Consider the following 15,819-nt stretch of genomic DNA (forward strand, 5'->3'; position numbering starts at 1 on the left):
ATGACCGTCGATCCCGTACTCGCCACCAGCGCGCAGGCCGGCGCGGCCGCCGTCGTGCTGCTCGGCGCCTTCGCGAAGATGCGCCGCCCCGCCGCGTTTCGCCACGCGCTCGCCGGCTACCGGCTGCTGTCCGATGCGCTGACCGCGCCCGTCGCGTTCGCGATTCCGCTCGCGGAAGTCGTCGCCGCCGTGGCGCTGCTGTTTCCCGACACGCGCGCGGCCGGCGCGACCGGCCTGATCGCGTTGCTCCTGGCGTTCGCGGCCGGCCTCGCGATCAACCTGCTGCGCGGCCACACCGACATCGACTGCGGCTGTTCCGGCTTCACCGCCGCCCGTGCGGACGCGCCGCGCGGCATCGGCTGGCTCCATGTCGGCCGCGTGCTGCTGCTCGTCGCGCTGGCCGCGACCGCGTTCGTCGAGCCGGGCACGCGCGCCGTCGTGTGGTTCGACTACCTGACGCTGTTCTTCTCCGTGCTGCTGATCGTCTGCGCGCTGCTTACCGTCGACGTGCTGCTCGCCAACGTCCCGCGCCTTTCTCATCTGAGGAATTCATGATGCAAACCGCTCTTACCGCTTCCACCGCCCTGTTGTGGGTGGCCGTCCTCGCGCTCGGCGCGATCTGCCTCGCGCTGGTGCGCCAGATCGGCATCCTGTACGAACGCATCATGCCGGCCGGCGCGCTGATGATCGACAAGGGGCCGGCGGTCGGCACGATCGCGCCGACGTTCGAACTGACCGACCTTCGCGGCTCGCACGTGAAAGTCGGCGGCATCGATGCAGCGGGCAAGGCGACGCTGCTGTTCTTCCTGTCGCCGACGTGCCCGGTCTGCAAGAAGCTGCTGCCGCTGCTGCCGTCGCTGCAGGCCAGCGAGGCGACGCCGGCGAACATCGTGCTCGCGAGCGACGGCGATGCCGACGAACATGCGCGCTTCGCGCGAAAGCACGACCTCGGGCGCTTCCCGTACGTGCTGTCGCAGGAGCTCGGCCTTGCGTACCAGATCGGCAAGCTGCCGTATGCGGTGCTGCTCGACGAAACGGGCGCCGTGCGCGCGAAGGGGCTCGTCAACACGCGCGAGCACCTCGAGAGCCTGTTCGAGGCGAAGGAGCGCGGCGTCGCGTCGCTGCAGCAGTTCGTGCACGGCGATCACAGCCACGATGCGCACGACGCGCACGCGCAACACGCATGACCGGCCGGACCTTTTTCAACGTCATTGGAGAACGACGACATGGGCGTGTTTGATTCATGGTTCGAGCGGTCGGCGCGCGGCGTCGCGCAGCACAGTTCGCGGCGCAGCGCGATGGCGAAGCTCGGCAAGGTGCTGGTGGGGTCGGCGCTGCTGCCGCTGCTGCCCGTCGATCGCACCGCGTATGCGGCCGATGCGGCATCCGGGGCATCGGCGGCGCCGGGTGCATCCGGTGCCGCCGCGGCGGGCGCGAGCGACGACCCGACGAGCTGCGACTACTGGAAATACTGCGCGATCGACGGCTGGCTTTGCAGCTGCTGCGGCGGCACGTCGAGCAGTTGCCCGCCGGGCACGACGCCGTCGCCGATCACGTGGATCGGCACCTGCCGCAATCCGCACGACGGTTCGGACTACATCGTGTCGTACAACGACTGCTGCGGCAAGACCTCGTGCGGCAAGTGCTTCTGCAACCGCAACGAGCGCGAGAAGCCGCTGTACAAGCTGTCGCTGAACAACGACATCAACTGGTGCATGGCGAACGGTAATTCGAATTACCACTGTTCGGTTTCGGTTCTGCTAGGGGCGGCTAAGCAATGAAAGTGAAGCAGGCAGGAAGGACCGTCGTTGCATGCATGGCGGCCGTGGGGACCTTCGCATTACCCGGCGCGGCCGGCGCACAGGAAGCCGTGCATCACCCGGCCGGAAAAAGCCTGTTCGACGCACAGTGCGCGGTGTGTCACCAGGCGGGCGGAAAAGGGCAGGACGGGCTGGCGCCGCCGCTGACCGAGTACCCGGGCAAGTACGCGGCGGCGGAAGCCGGCCGGGCGCAGCTGATCGCGACGCTGCTGCACGGCATGTTCGGCGAGATCGAGGTGCACGACAAGCGCTACAACTTCAAGATGCCGTCGTTCGCGAGCGCGAGCGACGACGACATCGCGCACGTGCTGAACTACGTCGTGTTCGACCTCAACGCGCAGCACGGCGACGCGAAGCCGTTCACCGCGGCCGATATCCGCGCGGCGCGCGCGAAGCAGATGGACGGCACGGCCGTGCACGCGCAGCGCGCGGTGGTGATCAAGGGGCTCGGCCTGTGAACGGCGTGCGCGCGTCCGTGCACGGCACGCGGTGCGCGTCGTCGTCATCGCGGTTCGGCGGCCTGCCGCGTCGCCTGTCGTGCTGGCTGCTGCTGTCGGGCGCCGCGGCCTGCGCGTTCATCGTGTCCGCACCCGCACAGGCCGACGGCGCGGCCGATGCCGCGCTCGCACGGCAGCACTGGGTCCTCAACTGCATGGGTTGCCACACGGCGACGGGCGGCGGCATTCCCGGCAAGGTGCCGCCGCTCGCGAATTCGCTCGGCTATTTCACGCATCTGCCGGCCGGGCGCGAATACGTGATGCGCGTGCCCGGTGCGTCTAACTCGGCGCTGTCGGATCGGGAGCTGGCCGACGTGCTGAACTGGGTGCTCACGACGATGAACCGCGACGCGCTGCCGCGCGACTTCAAGCCGTATACGGCCGCCGAAGTCGCCGCGCATCGCCGCCCCGCGCTGTCCGACGTCGCGACCGTGCGCACCGGGCTCGTCCGCGCGTTGCAGGCGCGCGGGATCGACGGCGTCACGGAGCGCTACTGACCGACTCACTCAACGAATCAGGGAAACAGGAACATGGAGACGAACGAAACCTTTGCGCTGCTCGACGCGACGCGTGCGTTTCTCGCGAAGCCGAAGAAGATGCTGATCGGCGCCGAATGGAGCGACGCCGCGTCGGGCCGCCAGCTCGATGTCGTGAACCCGGCCGACGGCACCGTGATCGCGCACGTGCCCGAAGCCGACGAGCGCGACGTGCAGCAGGCGGTCGCCGCCGCGCGCCGTGCATTCGATGCTGGCCCGTGGCGCACCGCGAAGACCACCGACCGCGAGCGCCTGATGCTCGTGCTCGCCGACCTGATCGAAGCGAACGCGCGCGAGCTGGCCGAGATCGAATCGCTCGACAACGGCAAGCCGGTGACGGTCGCGCAGGGGCTCGACGTCGCGATGGCCGCGCAGTGCTTCCGCTACATGGCCGGCTGGGCGACGAAGATCGAAGGCAGCGTGATCGACGCCGGCATGCCGTACCTGCCGGACAGCGAAATTTTCGCTTATACGCGCAAGGAACCCGTCGGCGTGGTCGGCGCGATCATCCCGTGGAATTTTCCGTTGCTGATGGCTGCGTGGAAAATCGCGCCGGCGCTCGCGACGGGCTGTACCGTCGTGCTGAAGCCTGCCGAAGACACGCCGCTGAGCGCCTTGCGGCTGGGCGAGCTGATCCAGGCGGCCGGCTTCCCGGACGGCGTCGTCAATATCGTCACCGGCTACGGTCACACGGCCGGCGCGGCGTTGTCGCGCGATCCGCGCATCGACAAGATCGCGTTTACCGGGTCGACGCAGACGGGCAAGACGATCGGCCACGCGGCGCTCGACAACATGACGCGGATGTCGCTGGAACTCGGCGGCAAGTCGCCGGTGATCGTGCTGCCCGACGTCGATCTCGACAAGGCCGCGCAGGGCGTGGCGAACGCGATCTTCTTCAACCAGGGGCAGGTGTGCACGGCCGGCTCGCGCGCGTACATCCACGCGAAAGTGTTCGACGGCGTGATCGAGCGCGTCGCGAAGCTCGCCGCGAGCCTGAAGATCGGCCCGGGGATGGACCCGGCGACGCAGATCGGCCCGCTCGTGTCGGCGAAGCAGCGCGAGCGCGTGTGCGGTTACATCGACTCGGGGTTCGGCGAGGGCGCGCGCGCGGCGGCGGGAGGCCGCGCGCTCGACGGCCCCGGCTTCTTCGTCGAACCGACGGTGCTGGTCGATACGACGCAGGCGATGCGCGTGGTGCGCGAGGAAATCTTCGGGCCGGTGCTCGTCGCGATGCCGTTCGACGACGTCGATACGGCCGTGCAGCTCGCGAACGACACGCCGTACGGGCTCGGCGCAAGCATCTGGTCGAACGATCTTGCGGCGATCCACAAGCTGATTCCGCGTATTGCCGCGGGCACCGTGTGGGTCAACTGCCATTCGCTGCTCGACAACGCGTTGCCGTTCGGCGGGATGAAGCAGTCGGGCTTCGGCCGCGAACTCGGCCGCGCGGTGATCGACCAGTACACGGAGAGCAAGTCGGTGATGATGAACTACGCGTGAGCGTCGCGGCGCGTGCGTGCGCGGCCGGCATATAGGCCACGCACGCGCCGCCGTCACGCGCGGATCAGCACGACCCCGACGATGAGGCACGCCGCGCCGGCGATGCGGATCGCGCTCGCCGAATGCTGCGGGATGCCGAGCACGCCGAAGTGGTCGAACACGAGCGCGCCGGTCATCTGCCCGACGACGATCAGCGCGAGCGTCGTCGCCGCGCCCAATCGCGGCACCATCAGGATCGCGACGCCGACGAATACCGCGCCGAAGAATCCGCCCGTCCAGCTGAACCACGACCCGGCGCCGGACAACGTGCCGCTCACGCGCGGGTGAGGCGACAGCAGCGCGACCGCCAGCATCGCGGCGAGGCCGACGACGTAGCTGACCGACCCGGCCCACCACGGTGAACCGATCTGCGTGCGCAGGTTCGCGTTGAGCACCTGCTGCAACGCAACACTGATGCCGGCCGCCGCGACCAGCAAATAAGAGAGGACGGTAGTCACGAAGATGAACGCGCCGAAAGCGTGGCCGCCACGGTGGTGCGGGCACGGAAGGCTTTCATTCTGCGCAGCGCGCCGGTATAACACAAATATCGAATCTGGCGCTCATCCATCTCGTTTCGGCATGCCATCACTCCGGCAAATCCAGTATTTCCTGACCGTGGCGGACCTCGGCGGCTTCACGCCGGCCGCGGGTGCGCTCCATGTCGCGCAGTCGGCGCTCAGCCGGCAGATCGGCCAGCTCGAGGACGAACTCGGGTTCCTGCTGTTCGACCGCGAACCGAGAGGCGTGCGGCTCACGCCGGCCGGCGCGCTCTACCGCGAACGCGTGGCGTCGATCCCGGCCACGCTGACGGCGGCCGCCGACGAAGGCGCGCAGTTCTCGCGCGGGGAGGCCGGCGTGCTGCGGCTGCTGCATTCCAGTACCGTGCCCGTCAGCAGCCTGATGCCGGATCTCGACCGCCTCATGCGCGATTGTCCGGGCGCGCGCATCGATCTCGACCGCGCGTCGTCCGAGGATCAGGTGACGGACATCGCGAACGGCCAGGCCGATGTCGGGATCGTTCGGTTGCCGGTGCTGCGGCGCGATGCACGCGTGCGTTTCGTCGAGCTGGCGGCCGAACGCCTGTGCGTGGCGGTGCCGGCCGATCATCCGCTCGCGCACCGCAAGCGCGTCGCGATCGCGCGGTTGCGGCGCGAGCCGTTCGTCTCGGCCGTGTATCGGGAGCGGGGCGGCCTCGCGCGCGTCGTGATCGATCTGTGCCTGAAGCGCGGCTTCGTGCCGTCGGCCGCGCGGATCGTGTCGCCGAAGACGTCGATGCTGAATCTCGTCGCGGCCGGCCACGGCGTGGCGATCGTGCCGGCGCGGATGGCGAGCATCGGGATCGACGGCGTCGTGTTCGTGCCGATTTCGGACGAGGATGCGAGATCGGTGTGCGCGCTGGTGTTGCCGATCGAGCCTACGGTGCTCGCGGACGCGTTCGTGCGGGTGGTGACGGCGGGCTGAACGCGCCGCATCGCCACCGGGCCCGACGTCGATATTCAGACGCGGTACCCCGCATCGTGCATCAACCGGCGCGACGCGTCTCCGCGCGGGCCTTCCGCATCGAATTGCGCACGAAGTTTCGCATCGGCGCTGCGCATCACGCGGCGGCGCATGGGCACGACGAGGGCGACGAGGGCGACGACGAAGAAAGCGGCAAGCATCATGGTGTTCCTTGGCGGAAAGACCGGAGACGGACATCGCGACGGCCGGCCGTGTCCGTCCGCATCCGTTCGAGCGACGCGCAACGGCCGGACGATACGAGTCGGCACGGCAACGGGCAGGCCGCGCGCGATCGCTCGGCGACTGCCAGCATAGGGCCGGCCCACGGCCTCCGGCGACCTGTCGGAAATCCGTCAGCATGGCCATGGAAGAATCGAAAGGTGCGCGCCGCATCCGGGCAATCCCGCCGCTCCCCGGAGAAACCCGAAACCCCCGTCAGTCAAGCCTCAGACGAAACATAGTGGTTTCCACTCATAGTCGCAAACAGGCAAGAACAGGTCGCCGCCGGTCTTCTCGCGGCGAATATGGCTCGTTACTTTTACTCCCACGATGCAGGCCGGCGCACACTCCGCGTGCCGGCTGCCGCGAGACCAATCGGGAGGAACCGAACCATGAAGTCGACGAAGATCGCCGCGCTTGCCGCGGCCGTGCTGGCGACCGGCGCGTTCACGCAAGCCGCGCTGGCCGAGACGGAGGCCGCGACCTGCCGCACCGTGCGCTTCGCGGATATCGGCTGGACCGACATCACGTCGACCACGGCGCTCGCGTCGACCGTGTTCGAGGCGCTCGGCTACAAGCCGACCACGACGATCGCGTCGGTGCCGATCTCGTTCGCCGGTCTCAAGAGCAAGCAGCTCGACGTGTCGCTCGGCTACTGGTGGCCCGTGCAGCAGAAGCAGCTGCAGCCGTTCCTCGACAGCAAGTCGATCAACGTCGTCGAGCCGCCGAACCTGTCCGGTGCGAAGGCGACGCTCGCGGTGCCGAGCTACGCGTACCAGGCCGGCCTGAAGACCTTCGACGACATCGCGAAACACCGTGCGGAACTCGACGGCAAGATCTACGGGATCGAGCCGGGCAGCAGCGCGAACGCGACGATCCAGAAAATGATCGACACGAACCAGTACGGGCTGGGCGGCTTCAAGCTCGTCGAATCGAGCGAGGCCGGGATGCTCGTGACGGTCGAGCGCGCGGCCCGCGAGAAGAAGTGGGTCGTGTTCCTTGGCTGGGAGCCGCATCCGATGAACATCCAGCTCAGCATGAACTACCTATCCGGCGGCGACGCGGCGTTCGGCCCGAACTACGGCGAAGCGCGCGTGTACACGCTCACCGCGCCCGACTTCATCGCGCGCTGCCCGAACGCAGGCAAGCTCGTGACGAACCTGCGCTTCTCGACGCAGCTCGAGAACCAGCTGATGCAGACGGTGATGAACAAGACCAAGCCGGCCGATGCCGCGAAGGCGTACCTGAAGAAGAACCCGCAGGTGCTCGATCCGTGGCTCGCGGGCGTCAAGACGTTCGACGGCAAGGACGGCCTGCCTGCGGTGAAGGCGTATCTCGGGCTGTAACGGCCCGCGCCCCTATGCCATTAGCAATGCGACACAACCCGAATCAAGCGAGGCACCCATCATGAATCACGAAGTCATCATCACCTGCGCGGTCACCGGCGCGGGCGATACGGTCGGCAAGCATCCAGCGATTCCGGTCACGCCGAAGGAGATCGCGGCCGCCGCGATCGAAGCCGCGAAGGCCGGCGCGACGGTCGCCCACTGCCACGTGCGCGATCCGCAGACGGGGCGCGGCAGCCGCGACCCGAACCTGTATCGCGAAGTGGTCGACCGCATCCGCTCGGCCGACGTCGACGTGATCATCAACCTCACGGCCGGCATGGGCGGCGATCTCGAGATCGGCCCGGGCGAGGACCCGATGCGCTTCGGCAAGGGCACCGACCTCGTCGGCGGCCTCACGCGCCTCGCGCACGTCGAGGCGCTGTTGCCCGAGATCTGCACGCTCGACTGCGGCACGCTGAATTTCGGCGACGGCGACTACATCTACGTGTCGACGCCCGCGCAGTTGCGCGCCGGCGCGAAACGCATCCAGGAACTCGGCGTGAAGCCGGAGCTGGAGATCTTCGATACGGGCCATCTGTGGTTCGCGAAGCAGTTGCTGAAGGAAGGGCTGCTCGACGATCCGCCGCTGTTCCAGCTGTGCCTCGGCATTCCGTGGGGCGCGCCGGCCGACACGGGCACGATGAAGGCGATGGTCGACAACCTGCCGCCGGGCGCGCACTGGGCCGGCTTCGGGATCGGCCGCATGCAAATGCCAATGGTCGCGCAGGCGATGCTGCTCGGCGGCCACGTGCGGGTCGGTCTCGAGGACAACATCTGGCTCGACCGCGGCGTGCATGCGACCAACGGCACGCTCGTCGAGCGCGCCCGCGAGATCGTCGAACGGCTCGGCGGCCGCGTGCTGACGCCGGCCGAAGGCCGCCGCAAGCTCGGCCTGCCGGCGCGCGGCGAACGTCCGCTCGAACGTCGCGCGCTCGCCGAATTCGCGTGAGTTTTTCGCCGACTGACTGACATGACAGGGTGGCCTGCGCGCACGCGAGACCACCCACCGATTTCCCCTGATTCGAAGGATGCGTTGACATGGCATTGAAGACCGACATCAACACGTTTGCCGCGATCGGCACCGGCGTGATCGGCAGCGGATGGATTGCCCGCGCGCTCGCACACGGTCTCGACGTGGTTGTGTGGGACCCGGCGCCGGGCGCCGAAGCGCGGTTGCGCGCGAGCGTCGCGAACGCGTGGCCCGCGCTCGAACGCGTCGGCCTCGCGCCGGGCGCCGATCCCGCGCGGCTGCGGTTCGTGCCGACGATCGAAGCATGCGTCGCCGATGCCGATTTCATCCAGGAAAGCGCGCCCGAGCGCGAGGCGCTAAAGCTCGAGCTGCACGAGCAGATCAGCCGCGCGGCGAAGCCCGACGCGATCATCGCGTCGTCGACGTCGGGGCTGCTGCCGACCGATTTCTACGCGCGGGCGACGCATCCGGAGCGCTGCGTGGTCGGCCACCCGTTCAACCCCGTCTACCTGCTGCCGCTCGTCGAGGTGCTCGGCGGCGCGCGCACGTCGCCGGAAGCGGTCGAAGGCGCGATGGAGGTCTATCGCACCCTCGGCATGCGGCCGCTGCACGTGCGCAAGGAAGTGCCGGGCTTCATCGCGGACCGTCTGCTCGAAGCGTTGTGGCGCGAGGCGCTGCATCTGGTCGACGAAGGCGTCGCGACGACCGGCGAGATCGACGATGCGATCCGCTTCGGCGCGGGCATCCGCTGGTCGTTCATGGGTACGTTCCTGACCTACACGCTGGCCGGCGGCGATGCGGGCATGCGACACTTCATGCAGCAATTCGGCCCTGCGCTCGAACTGCCGTGGACGAAGCTGGTCGCGCCGACGCTGACCGACGCACTGATCGACCGCGTCGTCGAAGGCACGACCGAACAGCAGGGCACGCGCAGCATCAAGGAGCTCGAACGCTATCGCGACGAGTGCATCACCGAGGTGCTGAAATCGATCGCCGCGGTGAAGGCGCGGCACGGGATGCGATTCGACGAATAAAGGACAGGCGATGACGGGCGATACCCCGCTGACGATTTACCGCGACGTGGTGCGGCCCGAATGGGTCGACTACAACGGCCACCTGCGCGATGCGTTCTACCTGCTGATCTTCAGCTTCGCGACCGATGCGTTGCTGGATCGCATCGGCCTCGACGACGCCGCGCGTCGCGAACGAGGGCGCTCGGTCTACACGCTCGAAGCGCACGTGAACTACCTGCGCGAGATCAAGGAGGGTACGCCGGTGCGCGTCGATGCGCGTGTGCTCGCGCACGACGCGAAGCGCATGCACCTGTATCTCGAACTGTTCGCCGACGGGCATGACGACGCGGTATCGGCGAGCGAGCAGATGCTGTTGCACGTCGATACGCGCGACGGTGCGAAATCGGCGCCGTTCGACGACGACGTGGCCGCGCGCGTGGCCGAACTGCATGCGTTGCAGCGCGATTGCGCGGCGCCCGCTTATGCGGGCCGCGTGATCGGGCTGCCGCCGCGCCGCTAGCGGCGCGCTTCATTTCACGATCTTCTACCTTCGGTCTTCGACCGCGGAGCGCACACGATGCTCGAACCGGAAATCGCGGCGTTCGTCGCGGCCGTCGACGCGTGGTATCCGGCCGATGCGGCGGCGCGTTCGCCCGACGAGCAGCGCCGCCTGTACGACCGCTTCGCGGCAGAATGGACGCCGGCCGCGCTGCCCGCCGGCATCGTGCAGCAGGACGCCGTGTGGCGCGCGCCGGACGGTCGCGCGATCGCGCTGCGGCGCTATACGTCCGCGCACGGCACGCCGCGCGGCACGGTGCTGTTTTTTCATGGCGGCGGTTTCGTCGTCGGCTCGCTCGACAGCCATGCGCTGATCACCGCGCAACTGGCGGCCGATACGGGCCTCGACGTGATTGCCGTCGACTATCGCCTCGCGCCCGAACACCGCGCGCCGGCCGCGCTCGAGGATTGCGTGGCAGTCACGCGTGCCGCGCGCAATGCACGCTGGTCGTTCGGGCCGTGCGTGCATCCGTTGACGCTCGCGGGCGACAGCGCGGGCGGGATGCTCGCGGCGGCGGTGGCGACCGCGCTGCGCGATGCGGGCGAAGGCAGCGTGGACGGCATCGCGCTCGTTTATCCGATGCTCGGTTTCGAACCGCAGTCGCCCGCGCGCGAAACAGAAGCGCACGCGCCGATGCTGACGCTCGACGACGTGCATCGCTATCGCGCGCTGTACTGGGGCGGTGACTTGTCCGACGTGCTGCGAAACGGCAACCCGTTGCTGCGCGCGTCGGTGCCGCTCGAAGCCGGGCGGTTCGACGGCTTGCCGCCGGTGCTCGCGATCGGCGCGGAGCACGATCCGCTGCGCGACGATGCGCGCGTGTACGTCGAACGGGTTCGCGCGGCGGGCGGCGTCGCGAACTACTGGATGGGAGAGGGGCTGGTGCACGGCTGCTGGCGCGCGCTCGGGACGAGCCCGCAGGCCGCACGGATGCACCGGATGGTCGGCAGGTTCTTGCTCGCACCACACGCGTAGCGGGCGTTTTCCGGGAGGCAACGATGCAGGCGGCAGCGCAACACCGTATCGAGGACTGGCGGACATTTTCGGCCGACGCGGCGATCGCGGCGGCGACGATTGGCGACGGCAAGGTGGACGTCGAATGGAGCGACGCGCGACGATCGCCGTTCCATTTCGACTGGCTGCGCGACAATTGCGCGTGTTCCGCGTGCGTGCATGCGATCACGCGCGAACAGGTCTTCGAGATCGCCGATGCGCGCGCGGATCTGTCCGCGCTTACCGTGCACGTCGAAACCGACGGCGCGCTGCATGTCGAATGGAACGACGGACACCGCAGCGCGTGGTCGCCGGGCTGGTTGCGTGCGCATGCATATGACGACGCGTCGCGCGCGGAGCGCGCGGCCGCGCACGGGCGGCACATATGGACCGGCGACGATGCGACGGCGATCGGCGTGTTCGCGTGGCGCGACGTGATGGAGGACGATCACGCGTTGCTCGCATGGCTCGGCGCATTGCAGCGCACGGGGCTGACGCTCGTCGAAGGCGTGCCGGCCGAGCGGGGCCGCGTCGACGAGGTCGCGCGCCGCGTCGGCCTGATCCGCGAAAGCAATTTCGGCGTGCTGTTCGACGTCGAATCGAAGCCGCGCCCGGACAGCAATGCGTATACGTCGCTGAATCTTCCGCCGCACACCGACCTGCCGACGCGCGAATTGCAGCCGGGCGTGCAATTCCTGCATTGCCTCGCGAACGACGCGACGGGCGGCGACAGCATCTTCCTCGACGGCTTCGCGCTCGCGGATGCGCTGCGGCGCGAACATCCGGACGATTTCGAGCAGCTCGCATCGACGCCGTTCGAGTTCTGGAACAAGAGCGCGAACAGCGACTACCGCTGTTCGGCGCCGGTGATCGGGCGCGATGCGCGCGGCAACGTGACGGAAGTGCGCGTCGCGAACTTCCTGCGCGGGCCGCTCGATGCGCCGACCGGCTCGGTCGCGGCCGTCTATCGCGCGTACCGGCGGTTCCTCGCGTTGGCGCGCGAGCCGCGCTTTCGCGTGCAGCGCCGGCTGCGGGCCGGCGACATGTGGGCGTTCGACAACCGGCGCGTGCTGCATGCGCGCACGGAGTTCGATCCGTCGACGGGCCGCCGGCATTTGCAGGGCTGTTACGTCGATCGCGACGAATTGCTGTCGCGGTGGCGCGTGTTGTCGCGGGCGGTGCCGGCCGACGCTGCGCGCTGATCGACACACACGGCGTCTTCACGCACGACCTCTTGGGGAAAAAGCACCCGGACGCCAAGCGTCCGGGCGAAGCCACCCGCTGCCGGGCGGCGGAGGTATGCGTTTCACAAAACAGACGAGCCCCGCGAAGGGGGCTCGTCCGGACTGCGTGACTTCATCGCGCGACGCGCGGCGCCCGCCGGGGGCGCATCGGCTTACTGGCCGAAGAAGATCGAGTCGCGTGCGTTCGACGAAGCGGCTGCCGGCGCGCCCGAATGGACGAGCGGAGCCGGTTGTGCGCCGTAGCCGCTGGTGTCGGCGCCATGAACGCGCGCTTCGGCGCTCTGGATGTCGTTCGGGTAGTACGGGCTCGACACGCCCGGCTTGTAGCCGGCTTGTTCGAGCTGGACCAGTTCGTTGCGCACTTGAGCGCGCGTCACGGTGCTTTGAGCGAATGCGCCGAACGAAGCGGACAGGGCGGCAGCGGCAACGACTGCGGAAACGAGCGATTTCATGGTGACCTCCGGTGTTTTATTGGGTTCGCTCCCGACACCATGTCTTGAGCGAGTGATCAAATCTTAGTCACCGGCGGGTTCAGGGTAAACGCTGATTTTGACGATAAATTGTTTCCTGGCCGGTAACAGTGCGGCGGCGCATCAGTCTTTCAACAGGCTGTCTTTTCGGTCAGCGTAATAAGTATGGGGAATGTTGCGATCCCCGGCGCACGACTCAGCGCGCTTCGGCCGCCGTATCGAGCGGCCGACCCGGCGAGCGGCCGGCGGGTGCCCCGGCGCTGAGGAAGCGCACGCCGGTCGCGGCTTCCGATGCTTCCCACAGCAGCGCCGCCGCCGCCACGCTGCGCGCCGCGCGCGGCACGCTCGCCGGCGCCGGCAGCCCGCGCGATTCGAACCAGCCGGACGGGCCGATGTACGCGCCGCCGGCCAGATCGGGCGACGTGGCCGCATGAATCGCCGGCAGCGCGCCCTGGTCGGCCGGTTGCGCGAGATAACGGTTCGCGGCGCGCATCAACGCGGCGCGGGCGGGCGAGCGGTCCATCGCCGGGCCCGCGAACTGCAGGTTGGTCGCCGCATAGCCGGGATGCGCGGCGACGCTGATGCCCGCGAATGCCGCGCGCGCGAAGCGGCGCTGCAACTCGATCGCGAACACGAGGTTCGCGAGCTTGCTGTCGCAATAGGCGAGATAACGGTTGTAGCGCTGCGCGGCGCGCAGGTCGTCCACGCGAATCCGGCCACCGCGGTTGAAGCCGCTCGACATCGTGACGACGCGCGCCCGGTGCGCGGCGCGCAGCGCCGGCAGCAGATGGCCGGTCAGCGCGAAATGGCCGAGGTGGTTGGTGCCGAACTGCATCTCGAAGCCGTCGCGCGTGTGCCGCAGCGGCAGGAACATCACGCCGGCGTTGTTGCAGAGGATGTCGACGCGGCCGTGGCGTTCGCCGACGTCGGCCGCGAAGCGTGCAATCGATGCGAGATCGGCGAGGTCGAGCGGATCGACTTCGACGCGTGCATGAGGATGAAGCCGGCGGATCGCGTTGGCGGCCTGCGCGCCGCGTGCGCCGTCGCGGCACCCCATCACGACCGTCGCGCCTTTCGCGGCCAGCGTTTCCGCGAGATGCCAGCCGAGGCCGCTGTTGGCGCCGGTTACGACCGCGACCTTGCCGCCTTGCGCCGGGACGTGGCGCGCGCTCCATGCATGCATGTCTGCCTCCATCGGCGCGGCCGGTCGGCCGCGGCACTTAATCGTTACATTGAATGGTGTAACGATAGTGCGGGCGGACGGAGCAGACAAGCGGAGGAATTAGACCGGCGCTTCTAGGGATTCGGGGCTCAGGGTGTGGCGCCGCGAGTCCGGCGCAGGACCGGCGGGTGTTACCTGCCGCCGGCCAGCGCGAGCACCTCGGCGGCGGAGATCATGGCGGCGGCGTTCGCGGGGGCCGGGCGCTCGGCCGGGCGGAACACTTCGTCGCCGCGGTGGATGACCTGGCGCGACAGCGCGCAGGTGCCGGTGCGTTGCGCGAAGCGGCGGCGCCAGCGTTGTTCGCCGTAATGACAGCGGCCGGGTTCGACCCAGCGGACGACGAGCAGCGTATCGGAACGTTCGAGGATTTCGACGTGGACGTCGGCGGGATCGAGCGCAGGCAGGGATTGGGAGGCCTTCATTTTGCCGTTTCCTAAAGCCCGTGCGGGTTCGGCCATGGCAGTGGGTGTCACTACCCAAGGGGGAATCCGTAGGGGTTTCCATGAGTGGTGCGCTAAATGTAAGCGTCTGTGACCGGAAAAAACATCCTGTCCGGCTCGAATTACCTTTTGCCGATTTAGAAACAATCGACGCTTATTTTCTTGGAAAACCAAAGACAAAAAGCCCCGGACAAGAAGCCCGGGGCGGAAAATCGGCCCGCACACCGTGTCTGCTCGCCCAGTCACGGGATACATCGCCGGGGGACGGAGGTGCCCGCTCGGGATCCGGAGCGGGCGGGGGCGATGTACCGGAAGCGCGGTCCGGCAACGCCATGATGGCGTGCGGCACCCGTTGGCACCCTGACGCGAACATGACTTTTTTGTCAGTTTCGCCCGTGCGCGGTACGGGACGCGCCTGAAGAATCGGCTGGAACGCCGGTATTGGGTTTGAACGGATAGTGGGGCAGCACTTCAACGCCGGTCGCGCGCCGCATTCTCGTGCGCCGCACGGATTGACCCGCCCCGGGTAAATACTGAATCCCAATTTCGTGACAAACGCGCGATCCGTTCCTATGATTGGTTGGACCTTTAGTCCTTTGTGCCAATCGGCCGACTGGCGGCCGGCTTTTTCGGAGAGAAGCTCATGAGATTGCAGGGCAAACGCGCGCTGGTGACGGCGGCCGGGCAGGGCATCGGCCGCGCGACCGCGCTGCGGTTCGCGAGCGAGGGCGCCGACGTGCTGGCGACCGACATCAACGAAGCCGCGCTGGTGCGGCTCGAAGCCGACGCCGAGCGCGCTGGCGGCCGGCTGGCCACGCGGCGGCTCGACGTGACCGACGCGAACGAGGTGGCCGCGCTCGCCGCGAGCGAACGCGCGTTCGACGTGCTGTTCAACTGCGCGGGCTACGTGCATCACGGCTCGATCCTCGAGTGCGACGAAGATGCGTGGGCGTTCTCGCTGAACCTGAACGTCACGTCGATGTACCGGCTGATCCGCGCGCTGCTGCCGGCGATGCTCGAAGCCGGCGGCGCGTCGATCGTCAACATGGCGTCGGCCGCGTCGAGCGTGAAGGGCGTGCCGAACCGCTTCGTGTACGGCACCACCAAGGCGGCCGTGATCGGGCTGACCAAGGCGGTGGCCGCCGATTTCGTCGAGCGCGGTATCCGCTGCAATGCGATCTGCCCGGGCACGATCGAATCGCCGTCGCTGGCGCAGCGGATCGCCGACCAGGCGCGCACGCGCCACGTGTCCGCCGACGAGGTGCGCCAGGCGTTCGTCGCGCGCCAGCCGATCGGCCGCATCGGCAGCGCGGACGAAGTGGCCGCGCTCGCGCTCTATCTGGCGTCCGACGAAGCGTCGTTTACCACCGGCACGATTCACCTGATCGATGGCGGCTGGTCAAACTGAC

General features: G+C 68.3%; 19 protein-coding genes. 14 read left to right on the plus strand and 5 right to left on the minus strand.

Annotated features, from left to right (window positions below; translation table 11 throughout):
• The 6 genes from JYG37_RS27855 to JYG37_RS27880 are packed head-to-tail and all read left to right on the plus strand — an operon-like array spanning position 1 to position 4,353.
• Positions 1-555 (plus strand): MauE/DoxX family redox-associated membrane protein, encoded by a 555-nt coding sequence (locus tag JYG37_RS27855; protein ID WP_050012316.1) that lies wholly within the window; start codon positions 1-3, stop codon positions 553-555.
• Complete coding sequence (gene mauD / locus JYG37_RS27860; protein WP_213346233.1) at positions 552-1,187, plus strand: methylamine dehydrogenase accessory protein MauD; 636 nt, start codon at positions 552-554, stop codon at positions 1,185-1,187. The genes JYG37_RS27855 and mauD overlap by 4 nt, the downstream gene beginning before the upstream one ends.
• A 39-nt stretch (positions 1,188-1,226) precedes the next feature.
• A complete protein-coding gene (locus JYG37_RS27865) occupies positions 1,227-1,781 on the plus strand; it encodes a methylamine dehydrogenase light chain (protein ID WP_050012318.1) in 555 nt (184 codons plus the stop codon).
• Positions 1,778-2,278, plus strand: a complete 501-nt coding sequence (locus JYG37_RS27870) for a c-type cytochrome (protein WP_213346234.1) — start codon at positions 1,778-1,780, stop codon at positions 2,276-2,278. The genes JYG37_RS27865 and JYG37_RS27870 overlap by 4 nt, the downstream gene beginning before the upstream one ends.
• Positions 2,275-2,814, plus strand: a complete 540-nt coding sequence (locus JYG37_RS27875; protein WP_213346235.1) for a c-type cytochrome — start codon at positions 2,275-2,277, stop codon at positions 2,812-2,814. Before JYG37_RS27870 ends, JYG37_RS27875 begins: the two co-directional genes overlap by 4 nt.
• A gap of 33 nt (positions 2,815-2,847) precedes the next feature.
• Positions 2,848-4,353, plus strand: coding sequence for an aldehyde dehydrogenase family protein (locus JYG37_RS27880; RefSeq protein ID WP_213346236.1), 1,506 nt, complete (start codon positions 2,848-2,850; stop codon positions 4,351-4,353).
• 53 nt (positions 4,354-4,406) lie between these two features.
• Here JYG37_RS27880 and JYG37_RS27885 read toward each other — a convergent pair whose 3' ends face one another.
• Positions 4,407-4,850, minus strand: coding sequence for a DMT family transporter (locus JYG37_RS27885; RefSeq protein WP_089489789.1), 444 nt, complete (start codon positions 4,848-4,850; stop codon positions 4,407-4,409).
• Positions 4,851-4,971: 121 nt separating this feature from the next.
• Between JYG37_RS27885 and JYG37_RS27890 the strand changes: the two genes are divergently transcribed.
• Positions 4,972-5,853: a LysR family transcriptional regulator gene (locus JYG37_RS27890; RefSeq protein WP_089489626.1), complete on the plus strand. Its 882-nt coding sequence runs from the start codon at positions 4,972-4,974 to the stop codon at positions 5,851-5,853.
• Between the two features lie 35 nt (positions 5,854-5,888).
• Here the strand turns inward: JYG37_RS27890 and JYG37_RS27895 are convergent, their stop codons facing one another.
• Positions 5,889-6,056 (minus strand): hypothetical protein, encoded by a 168-nt coding sequence (locus tag JYG37_RS27895; RefSeq protein WP_160300498.1) that lies wholly within the window; start codon positions 6,054-6,056, stop codon positions 5,889-5,891.
• A 447-nt stretch (positions 6,057-6,503) separates the two neighbouring features.
• On the opposite strand from JYG37_RS27895, the gene JYG37_RS27900 reads away from it, so the two are divergent.
• The 6 genes from JYG37_RS27900 to JYG37_RS27925 all read left to right on the plus strand — a co-directional run bounded on the left by JYG37_RS27900 (position 6,504) and on the right by JYG37_RS27925 (position 12,236).
• Positions 6,504-7,457: a choline ABC transporter substrate-binding protein gene (locus tag JYG37_RS27900; protein WP_069617412.1), complete on the plus strand. Its 954-nt coding sequence runs from the start codon at positions 6,504-6,506 to the stop codon at positions 7,455-7,457.
• Positions 7,458-7,518: 61 nt separating this feature from the next.
• A complete protein-coding gene (gene cdhC / locus JYG37_RS27905) occupies positions 7,519-8,448 on the plus strand; it encodes a 3-dehydrocarnitine:acetyl-CoA trimethylamine transferase CdhC (protein WP_213346237.1) in 930 nt (309 codons plus the stop codon).
• Between the two features lie 89 nt (positions 8,449-8,537).
• Positions 8,538-9,503, plus strand: a complete 966-nt coding sequence (locus JYG37_RS27910) for an L-carnitine dehydrogenase (RefSeq protein ID WP_213346238.1) — start codon at positions 8,538-8,540, stop codon at positions 9,501-9,503.
• A 10-nt stretch (positions 9,504-9,513) separates the two neighbouring features.
• Positions 9,514-10,002, plus strand: a complete 489-nt coding sequence (locus JYG37_RS27915) for a thioesterase family protein (protein ID WP_213346239.1) — start codon at positions 9,514-9,516, stop codon at positions 10,000-10,002.
• Between the two features lie 57 nt (positions 10,003-10,059).
• The gene (locus JYG37_RS27920) at positions 10,060-11,016 is read left to right on the plus strand and encodes an alpha/beta hydrolase (RefSeq protein WP_213346240.1); all 957 of its coding nucleotides are present in this window, start codon (positions 10,060-10,062) and stop codon (positions 11,014-11,016) included.
• Between the two features lie 23 nt (positions 11,017-11,039).
• A complete protein-coding gene (locus tag JYG37_RS27925) occupies positions 11,040-12,236 on the plus strand; it encodes a TauD/TfdA family dioxygenase (protein ID WP_213346241.1) in 1,197 nt (398 codons plus the stop codon).
• Between the two features lie 194 nt (positions 12,237-12,430).
• On the opposite strand, the gene JYG37_RS27930 is transcribed toward JYG37_RS27925, so the two are convergent.
• From JYG37_RS27930 to JYG37_RS27940, 3 genes are all read right to left on the minus strand, one after another.
• Positions 12,431-12,730 (minus strand): DUF4148 domain-containing protein, encoded by a 300-nt coding sequence (locus JYG37_RS27930; RefSeq protein WP_050012329.1) that lies wholly within the window; start codon positions 12,728-12,730, stop codon positions 12,431-12,433.
• Positions 12,731-12,944: 214 nt separating this feature from the next.
• Positions 12,945-13,931, minus strand: a complete 987-nt coding sequence (locus JYG37_RS27935; protein ID WP_089489788.1) for an oxidoreductase — start codon at positions 13,929-13,931, stop codon at positions 12,945-12,947.
• A 170-nt stretch (positions 13,932-14,101) separates the two neighbouring features.
• Positions 14,102-14,392, minus strand: a complete 291-nt coding sequence (locus JYG37_RS27940; protein WP_048243381.1) for a DUF3331 domain-containing protein — start codon at positions 14,390-14,392, stop codon at positions 14,102-14,104.
• A gap of 661 nt (positions 14,393-15,053) precedes the next feature.
• Here JYG37_RS27940 and JYG37_RS27945 point away from each other — a divergent pair.
• A complete protein-coding gene (locus JYG37_RS27945) occupies positions 15,054-15,818 on the plus strand; it encodes an SDR family oxidoreductase (RefSeq protein ID WP_124652927.1) in 765 nt (254 codons plus the stop codon).
• The last annotated feature ends 1 nt before the right edge of the window (position 15,819 follow it).

It is taken from the genome of Burkholderia sp. LAS2 (assembly GCF_018417615.1).
GTDB lineage: Bacteria > Pseudomonadota > Gammaproteobacteria > Burkholderiales > Burkholderiaceae > Burkholderia > Burkholderia sola.